At 52.5% G+C, this 12,179-nt stretch carries 13 protein-coding genes and 2 pseudogenes; 11 read left to right on the forward strand and 4 right to left on the reverse strand.

Going from position 1 to position 12,179, the window contains the following annotated elements:
- From HT737_RS09620 to HT737_RS09660, 9 genes and pseudogenes are all read left to right on the forward strand, one after another.
- A pseudogene (locus tag HT737_RS09620) lies at positions 1-491 on the forward strand (primase C-terminal domain-containing protein); the annotation flags it as partial.
- Between the two features lie 100 nt (positions 492-591).
- The gene (locus HT737_RS09625; protein WP_085641060.1) at positions 592-873 is read left to right on the forward strand and encodes an AlpA family transcriptional regulator; all 282 of its coding nucleotides are present in this window, start codon (positions 592-594) and stop codon (positions 871-873) included.
- Positions 870-1,174 (forward strand): annotated as a pseudogene (locus HT737_RS09630) (hypothetical protein). Before HT737_RS09625 ends, HT737_RS09630 begins: the two are co-directional and overlap by 4 nt.
- 533 nt (positions 1,175-1,707) lie before the next feature.
- The gene (locus tag HT737_RS09635) at positions 1,708-1,992 is read left to right on the forward strand and encodes a hypothetical protein (RefSeq protein WP_182402356.1); all 285 of its coding nucleotides are present in this window, start codon (positions 1,708-1,710) and stop codon (positions 1,990-1,992) included.
- Positions 1,989-2,261, forward strand: coding sequence for a DUF3077 domain-containing protein (locus HT737_RS09640; protein WP_182402358.1), 273 nt, complete (start codon positions 1,989-1,991; stop codon positions 2,259-2,261). Before HT737_RS09635 ends, HT737_RS09640 begins: the two co-directional genes overlap by 4 nt.
- Positions 2,258-5,176, forward strand: coding sequence for a DUF927 domain-containing protein (locus HT737_RS09645; protein ID WP_182402360.1), 2,919 nt, complete (start codon positions 2,258-2,260; stop codon positions 5,174-5,176). The genes HT737_RS09640 and HT737_RS09645 overlap by 4 nt, the downstream gene beginning before the upstream one ends.
- Before the next feature lie 92 nt (positions 5,177-5,268).
- Positions 5,269-6,246 (forward strand): chromosome segregation protein SMC, encoded by a 978-nt coding sequence (locus tag HT737_RS09650; RefSeq protein WP_374011149.1) that lies wholly within the window; start codon positions 5,269-5,271, stop codon positions 6,244-6,246.
- Positions 6,247-6,312: 66 nt separating this feature from the next.
- Entirely contained in the window at positions 6,313-6,501 is a 189-nt protein-coding gene (locus tag HT737_RS09655; protein ID WP_182402362.1) for a hypothetical protein, read from the forward strand.
- 64 nt (positions 6,502-6,565) lie between these two features.
- Positions 6,566-6,931: a histone-like nucleoid-structuring protein, MvaT/MvaU family gene (locus HT737_RS09660; RefSeq protein WP_182402364.1), complete on the forward strand. Its 366-nt coding sequence runs from the start codon at positions 6,566-6,568 to the stop codon at positions 6,929-6,931.
- 51 nt (positions 6,932-6,982) lie between these two features.
- On the opposite strand, the gene HT737_RS09665 is transcribed toward HT737_RS09660, so the two are convergent.
- Genes HT737_RS09665 through HT737_RS09675 form a run of 3 tightly spaced genes read right to left on the reverse strand, consistent with a single transcriptional unit; the run spans position 6,983 to position 8,528 of the window.
- The gene (locus tag HT737_RS09665) at positions 6,983-7,270 is read right to left on the reverse strand and encodes a hypothetical protein (RefSeq protein ID WP_182402366.1); all 288 of its coding nucleotides are present in this window, start codon (positions 7,268-7,270) and stop codon (positions 6,983-6,985) included.
- Entirely contained in the window at positions 7,267-7,989 is a 723-nt protein-coding gene (locus HT737_RS09670) for a peptidoglycan recognition family protein (protein ID WP_182402368.1), read from the reverse strand. The genes HT737_RS09665 and HT737_RS09670 overlap by 4 nt, the downstream gene beginning before the upstream one ends.
- Positions 7,989-8,528, reverse strand: coding sequence for a PAAR domain-containing protein (locus HT737_RS09675; protein WP_182402370.1), 540 nt, complete (start codon positions 8,526-8,528; stop codon positions 7,989-7,991). Before HT737_RS09675 ends, HT737_RS09670 begins: the two co-directional genes overlap by 1 nt.
- A gap of 331 nt (positions 8,529-8,859) precedes the next feature.
- Here HT737_RS09675 and HT737_RS09680 point away from each other — a divergent pair, with 331 nt between their 5' ends.
- Both HT737_RS09680 and HT737_RS09685 read left to right on the forward strand, forming a co-directional pair.
- Positions 8,860-9,120: a hypothetical protein gene (locus HT737_RS09680; protein ID WP_182402372.1), complete on the forward strand. Its 261-nt coding sequence runs from the start codon at positions 8,860-8,862 to the stop codon at positions 9,118-9,120.
- 37 nt (positions 9,121-9,157) lie between these two features.
- A complete protein-coding gene (locus tag HT737_RS09685; protein ID WP_182402375.1) occupies positions 9,158-10,984 on the forward strand; it encodes an AAA family ATPase in 1,827 nt (608 codons plus the stop codon).
- Between the two features lie 126 nt (positions 10,985-11,110).
- Here HT737_RS09685 and HT737_RS09690 read toward each other — a convergent pair whose 3' ends face one another.
- Positions 11,111-12,139 carry a P-loop ATPase, Sll1717 family gene (locus HT737_RS09690; RefSeq protein ID WP_182402377.1) on the reverse strand — a complete coding sequence of 343 codons (1,029 nt, stop codon included), beginning with the start codon at positions 12,137-12,139 and terminating at the stop codon, positions 11,111-11,113.
- Between the last annotated feature and the right edge of the window lie 40 nt (positions 12,140-12,179).

Here is a 12,179-nt window from a genome sequence, read left to right on the forward strand (position 1 = left end):
CTGACTGGATGCGCTCTACGGAAGACGAGGCATGGTCACATGTTGCTGAACCTCCCACGGATTGTCCGTGGGATATTTATTGTCTCGTCGTAGAGGGACAGGTCGATCCCATTGAACGCATTCAGGCACTAGAACAATACGTGTTGTTTCTGGAGCCCATAACAACCCTACCCTGCTTGATCAGTGACGAGCTGACCCCAATCGCTTACAGAGCAATCGAGAACGCTATCCGCACAAAGGGCGGCATCATCAGCGGAATGGAGCGTAACGAAGAAATTGGTGCACGGGATACAGCAATCATTAAGCAAGGTCGACACTACGTGGCTAGCGGAATGTCACGGCGAAACGTGACCACAGCAGTTCACGCCTGGCTGGAACGGGAGGTCTCTAAACCACTCAAACAGCGCCCTGAGTGGGTGACACTGGAAACCGAAAAAGCGCTGACCCGCAAAAGTGTAGAGGGAATTCTCAAACGCAATTTTGTGGTGTGACCGATATTTCAATGCCATTTCAAATGGAAGTGAACTGCTCACCGCCGACCAATCTCTAGAACATTGCTCTCGTTGTCCAAATCAATCGAGAGCAATAGCTATGAACACCTCCGTCACCGATTTTCCCCGCAAGACTCCCGCCAACGCCGCCTCACTTTTTGATGCCGCTTCAACTTTAATCCGCATGCGGGAGGTGGAAGGCATCGTGGGGATGAAGCGTTCGACCATCTACAAACTGATGCAGCGCACCGACTGCGGCTTTCCGCAGCCCGTCAAACTGAGCAACAGCAACGCACGCGGCGCACCTGTCGCCTGGGTCCTTTCCGAAGTTCAAGCGTGGGCACGCAGCCGCATCGAGGCACGTGATCAGGTGGCTGCATGAGCCACAAGACTGCAAACAAAGCTTTGATGCACCCCTTTCCGTGTTGCGACGGATCGGTTTCTCGTCTCGCGTCATGCAGCGTCTTGAACACTACCGCAGCCAGCAGGACAGGCAAGGTCGCGTTGTCAGCGTACTCAGTTGGGCCGACGGCACCTGGTGCGCCCTCTCCCTCCATTGCGAAAAGACTGGGGCCGTTGTCGTCGACGAAGGCCAGCAGGTCGACGCTTACGAAGACGCCCGCTCCATGCTCAACGGCGGATTCCTGCCCCTTCTCTCCCTGCGCTGGGAAGCCCATGCCTGAAACGAAAAACGCCTCCGGGGGCGATCCGGAGGCGTTGAGGTCAATCTACATGCACGAACAATTTATGCCGCACGTGACATATCCGCAAGCTATCAGCGCAGTTGCACATTCGAAAAACGGACGTTACTCTCTGTCCGTCGCTGCAAATTCAGCGACCGGGTTTGGCGACCCGAGCTCATACAGGCGCACAGGCGCCCCCATACCGATTGCAGGCGCTTTTTTTTGTGCCCGCATTCCTGCTTTATGGCGGCTGTGCGTGGGAGACCTTCGGGTCTGCCGGGGTCCTGTATGCCCGGTTCGCCAACCCGCGCACAGCTGCCACCCTTACATCGTTTGGCGACGATCAGTGGCAGCTCCTCACATACAGGAGCTTCACCAATGCACGCCCTCAATCCGTCCAAAATTCGCGCCGCTGCACACCGTGCAATGGCTCTCGCCGCTTTACACGCCAACTCCAGCCTCGCTACACGCCTCTCCCGCTACAACGCTCACATGGCCAAAGCCCGCGCACTCGAAATCGCAGGCGGTGCCCAATGAACAACGCCCTGGGTTTTGCCCTGCCCGAAGATCTGCTCTGCGTGAATCCGACCGCAGAAGCCGGCGTACCCATCGACGCCATCACCTGCGCCATTGACCGTGCTGACTCGGTACTGACGCTGCTGGAGGATCACTTCGAAAACGAATCCTCACGCCTTGCCAATCACGTCATTGCCGCCGTCCTCTGGGACGTGCGCGGCACCCTCGGATTGATCAAAACGCTGGCCATGCACGGTGACAACACTTCGGCCCCTGCGGTGCAGAAAGGCGGTGCGCTATGAGCATTTCCACCACACCGGGCCACGCTACCTTTTCTCGCGTTAATGCCACCGACCTGAAGCTATTTCGAGTGAATGCCGGAGTACCGGTTGAGGATGCGCTCGACATGGTTTCCCAGCTGCAGCATCACGCCAATCAACGGACCCTTGCCACCGCCATGAGCGACCACGGCGAGCGCTTCAGTTGGCCTGCCCTGTACCTAGATGAAATGGCAAAAGCGTTGATCGACGACATCAACGATGCGTTGTTTTTGCCGAGGGCTGACGCATGAGCCAGCGCCCGAACAGCACCGCAAAACGTCCAAGCTTCGCCGACGTGAAAGCCGCCGCGCTGAGAGACATTGATCGTGTCTTGTCGCATTGGTTGCCTAACGGCAAGCGCGTGGATGGCGGCAAGGAATACACCGCTCCGAATCCGACCCGCAGCGACAAGCGCGCCGGTTCGCTCAAGGTCAACTTGAGCAAGGGCACCTGGGCCGACTTCGCCACCGGCGACAAAGGCGGCGACCTGATTGATCTGGTGCGCTATCTGGACGGCGGCACCGACGTCGAAGCGTGCAACAAGCTGGCTGATTGGCTAAACGTTGCGCCCGGCGCCGCAAAGATTACGGTCGCCCCGACTAAGGCCAAGGCGCCGACATGGAACGCCATCCAGCCGATCCCGAACGAGGCCATGAACAAGTGCCCGGCCAAGCACCGTGATCACGGCGTACCGTCGAAGGTGTGGATCTATCGCGACACACTGGGTCAGCCACTCATGGCGCTGTATCGCTTTGACCTCGGCCCGGATGAGGACGGCAAGCCGAAGAAGGTCTTTGCACCGCTGACGTGGTGTCAGCGCTCCGATGGTCAAACCACGCAATGGCGCTGGCAGGGTCTGCCGGATCCACGTCCACTGCTGCGCCTTGATGAACTGGCCCAGCGCGCTGACACGCCGGTGGTTTTGTGCGAAGGCGAGAAAGCCGCCGACGCTGCCACCGAACTACTGCCGAACTACGTGGCCACCTGTTGGCCGAACGGTTCCAACTCCTGGCACAAAGCCGATCTGACGCCGCTCAAAGGCCGCGATGTTGTGCTGTGGCCGGACAACGACGACAGCGGTAAAACCTGCATGGCTACCGTCGCCGAGAAGCTGCGTGAAATCGGCGCCGCCTCGGTCCGAGTCATCGCGCTGGAGGTGTTTAAACGCAAGCCTACATTGAAGAACGACCAAGCCGAGTTCGCCAAAGGTGGTCAATGGGATGACGGCGACGATGCCGCCGACGCGCTCGCCAAGGGCTGGACCGCCGGCCACTTCACCGCGCTGGAGAGCAACGGCGAGCTGTTCGGTGTGATCGAAAAAGCGCCGGTACTTGACCAGGTGAAAGCCGAGTCGGAACCGGAGCCGGAACCGAAACCCAAAGCAGCAGCCAAGCGTCCGGCAAAATCGAAAAACGACCTGATGCCCGGTGGCTTTCGCCTGACGCCCGAAGGTGTGTTTTATGCTGGCGATGACGGTGAAGCACGCCCAGTGTGTTCGCCACTGGCGATCCTCGCCCGGACGCGTGATGACAAGGGCCAGAACTGGGGTCTGCTGGTCGAATTCGACGATCCAGACGGCACCAAAAAACGCTGGAACATTCCGGCACGCACAATGACTGGCGACTTCGGCAAGGACGTACTTGGGCCGCTGGTAGACATGGGCCTGCGCCTCGCCGGTAGCCGTTCGGGACGCAACGCACGCAATGACTTGCAGAGTTATCTCGGCGGATTTGACAGCGCGGTACGGGCACGACTGGTAACCCGCTTGGGTTGGCACGACAACGCCTTTTTGTTGCCCGAGCAGCAGGTTGGCACGCACAGCGAACATCTGCATTTCTATGATGCCGGTGCACAGCTTCCACCGATCAGCGAAGCGGGCACGCTCGAACAATGGCAACAGCAGATCGGCGCATTGTGCGTTGGCAATCATCGCCTAGCGTTTGTCGTCGGGGTGGCGTTCGCGGGTCCGCTGCTACACATGCTCGGCCATGAGTCGGGCGGCTTCCACCTGTACGGCGACAGCTCCGGCGGCAAGACCACTCACCTGCAAGTTGCCACCTCGATCTATGGCGGACCTCGTCTGGTGCGTTCATGGCGCTCGACTGACAACGCCCTGGAGTCCATCGCTGCCGCGCATTCTGATGGACTCCTGGTACTGGATGAAATCGGCATGTGCGATCCACGCATCATTGGCGAAACGGTCTACATGCTCGGCAACGGCACCGGCAAGGCCCGCGCCAATGATCGAGGCCAAGCAGGCCGGCAGGTGCAGGAATGGCGCCTGCTGTTTCTCTCTACCGGCGAGAAGACCTTGGCCCAGCACATGTCCGAAGCCAACAAGGAACTGAAAGCCGGTATGGAGGTGCGGATGCTCGCCGTTCCGGCTGATGCCAGTAAAGGCCTCGGCATGTTCGACACACTCAACGGGTTTGAGGACGCCGCGGCTCTGTCCGACGCGCTAAAGGCGCGGGTGGCGAACTACTACGGCACACCGATCACCGCGTTCCTCACCGCCCTGTGCGAACCGGGCAAGCGCCACGGCTGGGCAGCGATCCTGCGCCGCACGCTGGAAGGATTTATCGCCACGTCGCTCCCCGCCTCTGCCAGCGGACAGGCTCACCGTGCTGCAGCTCGCTTCGGCCTCGCCGCCGCAGCGGGCGAGCTCGCGACCGCGATGGGTATCACTGGCTGGCCGGATGGAACAGCTACTACCGCCGCACGAGTTTGCCTGAACGCATGGCTGAACGAGCGCGGTGGTGCAGGTAATTTCGAGGGCGAAGCGATTCTCGCCCGCCTACGCCAGGTCATCGAACGCTTTGGCGAAAGCCGCTTCACCCGCTGGGAATCGGCGGCAGCGAAGATCGACGAACACGGCCCGCGCACCATTGACCGTCTCGGCTTTCGCAAGACGCTGGAGCATGGCATGGGCGACAGCATGCACACCACCAACACCTATTACGTGCTGACCGAGGCGTGGCGCTCGGAGATCTTCCGAGGCATGAACCTCACGGCGGTGAACAAGGAGCTACTGCAGCGCGGTGTGCTGGAACCGAGCAGCGACGGTAAGGCGTCGAGCTTGGTCCGCCTGCCCGGCCTCGGCCAGCAACGCTGCTACATCGTGAAAGTGATTCCGGGAACGGATGACGGCGAGGCACGGGCTGCCTGAGGGCAACTCTGCTGATCGAGGTAACGCCGGCTGATTCCCGGCCTCGCCAGCCGCTCATTCAACCCAAACTCAATTTTGAAGGAACAAGACAGATGCACGAATTCCAAACCTCCACCGAACAACACGAACTGCTGACCAACGATCCAGATAGCCATGTGACTGGGCTTTCAGTGCCTGTAGCGGGCATCAGCGAAGTGATCGGCGTGTGTGAAAAGAAGCGCGTCTTGCTGGATAAAATCGCAGAGCTGAAGACCCACCGCGATAGCCTCCTGAGGGAGGCAGCAGAGCATTACGTGCAAATAGCTCCTTTGGAAGCACTCTTGGTCAACGAGGAAGAACTCGACGCAGATCGGTTGTATGAAATTCGAAAACAATACAACACCCTCAAAATTCCTTACGACTCCTGCAAGACACGCGCTAGCTACGCGGAGGCTCGAATTCAACGACGTGAAAAGCTGGTGAATCACGAAACCTTGATGGCGGGTTACACCGAGTCGATGGAGAACTGGAAAGCTGACGAGCTAGAGCTTAACGAGAAACGCGAAAGCCTAAGCACCCGGTTGGCACAGATTCAGCATCAAGCGGAAGAGGACATGGCCAAGGCCCGGAATGCCGAAACCGATGCAGCGACCGCCTATGCACAAGCCGTGGCCTGGGGCGACACCCAGGGCGAGAAAACCGCAAATGCCGACGCACAGAAGGCAGCGAAGAATCTAGCGACTGCAAGCGAGCACCATCGTCGGCAACTTCTGATCATTGCCGCGCTGGAGCAGGAGCTGGTGATCGTGGATAAACATATCGACGAGGCGCAGAAGGAACACAAAGCCATCGAACGACAGGCGTTGCACTTGGCGCGGACTGTTCTCGAGGAACAGTGGAACGAGAAAGCTCAAGAGTTGCTGGAGATGGGCGGCAAACTCTGGTCTGCCATCAATCTCGTCGGTGGCGACCAAATCAGTCTACGGAAGCTGGTACTTCCTGAAGAAGGGGAAAACTTCCACAACTGGACCAGCAGAGATTTGTGGGAACGCGCCTCCAAATACTCACTGCAAGACGTTCTCTCGCTGTAACCCACCAAGCTGCCCGAAACAGCCTACTTACGTGGGCTGTTTAAAAACTCAATCAGGACAAAGATCATGATCACTCCAATACAAAGCGGCGCCAACTGGACAGACACCTTGAAGGCGCGAAAAAACCACCTGACCGCCCTGATGAAAATCGTGGACATCAAAACCGGTAAGGCCTCGAATGTTCAGACAATGACGGTCAACTTGATCAAGAGCGAAATGAGCTACATCGAAGACCAGTTGAAAGAGCGTAAGTGAGCTGAACTCCGTGCTGTAATACACTTCAGATAGATATCACTAAAACACAAGACGAGGAATGCACATGTCCAAACTTGCCGAATACCGCCAGCTTGAAAAACACCTCGCCGAACAGCTTCAGGCTTTGGAAGCACTGAAGAGCGATGGCGCGCTGAAAAAAGAGATCGAGTTCGAAACCAAGCTGCGCGAGTTGCTCGACCATTACGGCTTCAGCCTGAAGCACATCATCAACCTGCTGGATCCGCAAAGCACGAAGCGCGGTCCAACTCCAGCGGCGGCAACAGGTAAACGTAAACCTCGTGAAACGAAGGTCTACAAGAACCCGCACACCAATGAAGTGGTTGAAACCAAAGGCGGCAACCACAAGACTCTGAAAGAGTGGAAAACCAAGCACGGCGCCGACGAGGTTGAAAGCTGGCTAGCCAAATAACATCCGATGATAAAAGGCCTCTACCGAGGCCTTTTACGTTAAACGAATCAGTTATTTTTTCCTGCAAACTTCTACGTCATTTTGTGTTTTTAAATCGGTGTCGATGCCAAGTCGATACCTGCAATAATCAATGATCCAGTTACGCTCTTCCTGCGTAAGCCGTTCGACTTGACGGATCTCCCCGTCATTAGCGTGGATGTTGTAAAACTTCATCTGAAACGTCGGATGCTTTTTGACGAACAGGATGGTTTCGATGTCTCCATCCTCCAGCGCCTCGTAGTATCCAACGTATAGCACGGTCACCAGAACCAAAACCATCAGCGCAATCAGTTTCTTCATTCTTGCGGCGCCGGAGGTGGGAGTAGTTGAGTTTTTGCTCTGAGATTCCTGACCAACTCCATGCCAATATTTCCGGGACAAATCTTGCCTTCAGATGCTTGGCCTGGGTATTCCCGATGCCCGCCAAAATGCTTGATCACAAACACACTCTTCAGCGCATCGATCAGATGAATCAGCGCAGTGATTTGGGCAGCAGGTATCACGTTGGTCGTGCTGTATCCGAGGCTATCAAGCGCAACACGGCCCTTGGCGACCCAATCCCCGCCCTCCTCCGGTGTCGTCAGGTTTTCCAGTAAAACAATGCCAATCAGGCCTGTATTGAATTTCAGGACACTCGAACCTTGAAGGCGTATGTCGCGCCCCTCATAAACTTGCCCGGTGCAATCAATACCGAAGTGGTAGCCGATATCGTCGTATTTCTGGCTTAGGTGCCCCTTCTGGATTTCCTGCATCTGCTCTGCGCCGGGTGTACAGCTGTGGCTTCGACCGGCGTGATGCAGGGCGATCATGGTGTAATCCCAATCCATCACCATATCCGGCTTGCCTTTCACCGCTCCCCACGAGGATCGCTCTACGAACGTGGTGTTTAGTGAACGGACCTTCTTGATGATCGCTTCACGCGTTGCCGCTCGATCATTGACGGTAATCGGTATCGGACACATGAACTCGCCGGGCTTAATTTCTTGGGCGGTCGCTTGAGTTGCGAATGGATTGGTCATCAAGCCCCCTCCGCCAGCTCATGGAGCGTTCGAGCCGGAGCGCTGAACATGACGTGCAGTGAAATCTTCGCATCGGGAGTCGGTGTCTTTACGTGAGCAATTCCATTGGCATCGGTTACGCCCGTGGTTTCTACACCGTTGACTGTCGCCACAAAGTCTCGGAAAGCCAACGGAGTGCCCGTTTCGCTGTCGGTGATGCTGAAGGCCTGGCCATAAGTCTTCTGGATCGCAAGAGGAAGCGGAGGTACGAACGGAGCAGGCGTATGCGAATCCCCGATGATTACGGTGCCGGAGCCGCCGACTACGACGTCACCGTGCGTACCAACGGAATCAACCATAGCTGCGTTTTTACCATTGATAAAAACGGTCGCTGATACACCTGAAACCAATGCGCTGCCGCATGTGCAGGTATCACCCTTCCGAGCGGCAGCAAGTCCATCGAAGAAAACGTCAGAAGAGCCGGAAGCGATGGCTTTGGCGCCATGCCCTGGCACTGGACAACTGGTCGGATCGGTTAAACGTGCTGCGGGCTTCGCCACAATTGACTCCTTGTCATTATCGTCTACGAACCCGACCTTATCAGAAATCAATAGGCCCGGTCCGCTTAGACTGAGTTTCAGCAATAGCCAGCCGGATGGATTTTCTCGGCCCAAAAATGTAAGCCTCCGGCTACAAACAAGCGCTTGTGAAGGTCCGCTTACGGCCAGAACCTGACAGTTAGACTATGCTAATAAATCTATGCCTATTTGCCCTTAATTTTACAAAAAAGTAGGATCGTTCTTAGGTAGCAATTACGACAGATCATGTGATTCGAAGCAGGCTGAGTCAAATAGCTGCGCGGTACAAAAATAAATACAAAGGTGACGGCGCATGAAGATAAGAATTCAAAATTGCAACAATATCGATCTCGGTGAAATTGAGATAAAAGAAAACACACTTAACATCAAACATGCAATCAACGGCACAGGGAAGAGTACTATTGCAAAAGCCATCGCAGCTTCCGTAAACGACTATAAAAACAAGTCCAAAGAATTGGACCAACTCCGCCCTTATAAGTTGAGAGCGGACAAGGAAGCGACACCAGTCGTGGAAGGATGTGAAACTGTCCAAAACTTCCTGAATTTTCGATGAAAAATATATCAATGAAGTCGCCTTTCAGGCAGACGAATTGGTCAAAGGAAGCTTCGACATTTTCATCCGTGGCGAAGATTACGAAAGAGGAATACTTGAAATCGAGGATATGACCTCGCAAATGAAAAACACTTTGAATGGCGATGAGGAAATTTCCGGGCTGCTGGCAGATTTCGACGCAATAATTACTGCCTTCGGAAAAGAAGTTAAACACGGTATACACGCGTCAAGCGCCATGTCCCAAGCTTTTAAAGGAGGCAACAACGTTGCCAATATTCCCGAAGGCTTAGAACCTTTCAAAAATTTCATCCAGAACGACAATAACTTCAAATGGGTGAGTTGGCAGCACCAAGGTGCGCCATTCATGGATATGGGTAGCGATTGCCCATATTGTGCGACAGACGCTACCGAGAAGATAGAAATAATAAAAAAGGTATCTGATGTTTATAAACCCAAAGCAATCGAAAACCTTAACAAGATTGTTATTGCCTTTCAGCATCTCGAACAATATTTCTCCGAAGAAACGAGAAATCGAATCACAGGATTTATCTCAAAAATTGATGGCTACACTGACGACGAGTCTAATTATTTACTCGACATAAAAGAACAAATCGGACGACTGAGAGAGCGCTTCATTGCCGCTCGCTCACTCGGCTTCTCATCCTTGAAAGACGTCGACAAAGTAATCAACGCTATAAAAAACCAAGTAATTGATCTGAGCAATTTCCCGCACTTGAAATCAGAGGCGACTCAAGGTAAAGCAAACATAGTCAATAAAGAGCTTGAAAAACTGCAAGAGATCGCCGGAAACTTACAAGGAAAAGTTGCCAAGCAAAAGCTATTGATTAAAAAATTGATTGAAGAACACGGTGAGAAAATAAATCAATTCCTCAGGAATGCCGGATATAATTATCATGTGTTTTTGAAAGAGGAAGATAGAGGAGAGTACCGCCTAAAACTTGAGCCGAACGACATTATAGGCGAAGTTACCGAAGTTAAGAGTCGATTGAGTTTTGGTGAGCGCAACGCATTTGCTTTAGTATTATTCATGTTTCAAGCTCTGAAAGAAAAAGCAGACTTAATCATCTTGGACGATCCAATCTCCTCATTCGACAAGAATAAAAAATATGCCATCATGGACATGCTATTCTCGAAAGGAAAATCATCGCTTAGTGGTAAAACTGTACTAATGCTGAGTCATGACTTCGAACCAGTTGTTGACCTTATCCATCATCACCGGGATAGATTTGAGGCGCTAAGCGCCTGCTTTTTGGAGAACAAACAGGGATACTTGACCGAGAAAGTAATTGAGAGGAAGGACATACAGACTTTTGTTGAGATTAACACCTCCAATCTTGCGGATAAGATCCACGCTCTTCATAAAGTAATTTATCTGCGTAGATATTTCGAAGTCATTAATAGAAAGAATTTGGCGTTCGACGTACTATCCAGTGTCCTTCACAAACGGAAGCGTCCACAGATTTACGAACAAAGAGAAGTAGAGAGCGGTGTGTTCGAGCTTGTTCTGCGCGACCTAACTGACGAAGAGTTCGCGTCAGGAACGAATGAGATAGTCGGTCACATCCACGACTTCGACTATGATAAGTTATACGCACTTAGCAGCGTCAACGCAGAGATGAAAAAGCTGTACCTAGATACGTCAAGCAACTATGAAAAATTACATATATATCGCATGATATTTGACGAGAAAGCAGTAGCTACTTCAAATGTAATTGCAAAATTCATCAATCAATCATTTCACATAGAGAATGATTACATCTATCAATTAAACCCAAGATCCTATCAAATGGTACCGCAATACGTCATTGATGAGTGCGACAAAGCGATAAACGAAATTCAGTGAGCATTGTAAACAGCGCGACTTAGGTGATGTGAAATTTTATTTATTAATTGTGCTTCAAGGTCTAGTTCTTGCCGGCAACTGTCATCCATGAGCGGTAGCTGCCGGCCAGATGTACTTGCGAGAGAACTATTCTTTCAGAGCAAGATGCTCCTTCAAACCTAAATGCACCTTAAAAAGTGAGCCAGAACTGTCCCACGCCTCCCCAGGCTCAGAGTATCTGTATACCCATTTTTTACCACCATATCCGGAAGCTCGATAAGCCCCTATCACGGAGTATTCATAAAGAGTTTCGAGCGCCTGTTCAGATGTACGATCACTCTGAGGAGATATCGATTGTGTATATCTTTGCTCAAATGTTACTCTCGCAAACGAAAGTAGCCCAATTTTGGAAATTATCCTGAGTGAGTCTTCCCACTCTGCCCAATGCGGAGAAATTTCATCGTGCAGCTCACGCCGCAGATAAGTTGAGTACTCTCGGCGGGACTCAACTATATCTTTGTTTATGAAAACTGTAACTCCGCCTTTAGAGGCAATGCGTTTCTTGGCTTTATCGAGGAGAATATTTAGAAAGCTAATAATATCCCTTGGGCGCAAGAACGACCTAGCAACAATATAAGAAAACTTCTGCTGACGCCCACGCATTTTTACGCCATCGTGCAAATACTGCCACTCCGACCCAACAATACTTTTAACCCGGGAATTCACTACTTTCAATAGCGACTCCTCATCCCAGGATATGTCCAAAACAGAAGTAGATGTAATCTTGTTTTTATCAGAAAAATTTATTTCATCCCAAAGATCAGTACGCAAATAAACAACCGACTTCAATTTAACAGTATTTTTTGCAGCCTCACGGTTAATTGCCCTGGTTGCCAAAATCAGGCCAGTGATCATCTGCTGTCTCGAGTAATCAAATCTCGACATGCCCTGATCAAGCTCATCAAAATGGATCAGTACTTTCTCTAACCCTTCGCGTTCGCAAAGATAGAGCGTAGCCTTCAATATAAGGTCTGACAACAAATTCAATTCACGCGCCAACCCACCTTCTTTATCCGCCCTTTCTAGAGTAATTCCACCCAGTTTAACCCCAAATAGCTGAGGTTCGAAAGATGCTTTAGACAAACTTAATTTAGATGGGCGTAAAAAATCCCCCAAGACCTACATCAATCCCTCCTCGTAGTTCTGATTGAAAAAA

This window comes from Pseudomonas sp. MD195_PC81_125, assembly GCF_014060985.1.
Lineage (GTDB): Bacteria > Pseudomonadota > Gammaproteobacteria > Pseudomonadales > Pseudomonadaceae > Aquipseudomonas > Aquipseudomonas parakoreensis.

Bases quoted from the DNA above. Each gene is read 5' to 3' on its own strand.
- HT737_RS09625 (WP_085641060.1), top strand. From the start codon at position 592: ATGAACACCTCCGTCACCGATTTTCCCCGCAAGACTCCCGCCAACGCC.
- HT737_RS09635 (WP_182402356.1), top strand. From the start codon at position 1,708: ATGAACAACGCCCTGGGTTTTGCCCTGCCCGAAGATCTGCTCTGCGTG.
- HT737_RS09640 (WP_182402358.1), top strand. From the start codon at position 1,989: ATGAGCATTTCCACCACACCGGGCCACGCTACCTTTTCTCGCGTTAAT.
- HT737_RS09645 (WP_182402360.1), top strand. From the start codon at position 2,258: ATGAGCCAGCGCCCGAACAGCACCGCAAAACGTCCAAGCTTCGCCGAC.
- HT737_RS09650 (WP_374011149.1), top strand. From the start codon at position 5,269: ATGCACGAATTCCAAACCTCCACCGAACAACACGAACTGCTGACCAAC.
- HT737_RS09655 (WP_182402362.1), top strand. From the start codon at position 6,313: ATGATCACTCCAATACAAAGCGGCGCCAACTGGACAGACACCTTGAAG.
- HT737_RS09660 (WP_182402364.1), top strand. From the start codon at position 6,566: ATGTCCAAACTTGCCGAATACCGCCAGCTTGAAAAACACCTCGCCGAA.
- HT737_RS09665 (WP_182402366.1), bottom strand. From the start codon at position 7,270: ATGAAGAAACTGATTGCGCTGATGGTTTTGGTTCTGGTGACCGTGCTA.
- HT737_RS09670 (WP_182402368.1), bottom strand. From the start codon at position 7,989: ATGACCAATCCATTCGCAACTCAAGCGACCGCCCAAGAAATTAAGCCC.
- HT737_RS09680 (WP_182402372.1), top strand. From the start codon at position 8,860: ATGAAGATAAGAATTCAAAATTGCAACAATATCGATCTCGGTGAAATT.